Source organism: Bradyrhizobium sp. Mp27 (assembly GCF_029953005.1).
Classification (GTDB): domain Bacteria; phylum Pseudomonadota; class Alphaproteobacteria; order Rhizobiales; family Xanthobacteraceae; genus Bradyrhizobium; species Bradyrhizobium barranii.
This window is the reverse complement of record NZ_JASAUS010000890.1, coordinates 1-218: the sequence shown is the minus strand read 5'-3', so window position 1 is coordinate 218 and position 218 is coordinate 1. Positions and strand designations below refer to the sequence as shown.

Sequence of the window (218 nt, the reverse complement as noted above, 5' to 3'; positions counted from 1 at the left end):
TGCGCCGAAGATCAGGCTCTTCAACGTGGCGATCTCTGCGCGCAGATCATCGTTCTCGCCTTCGAAAGCCAGCACCATCTCGGCAAGAGCCGCAGGGTCAGAGGGGAGATCAGAGCTGGCCCCGCAAATTCGGACAGTAGCTTGAGTGGATTTTCTGCCTGACAGCGGCGAGGATTCTTGCTGCGAATCAGGAGCGAAGATGACGAAGAAGAGCCGCC

Annotated in this window: 1 protein-coding gene; it reads right to left on the bottom strand. The window is 58.3% G+C overall.

Annotated elements, in window-relative coordinates; translation table 11 throughout:
• On the bottom strand, positions 1–218 hold a 218-nt coding region (locus tag QJT78_RS52915; protein ID WP_281461021.1), incomplete at both ends, for a hypothetical protein.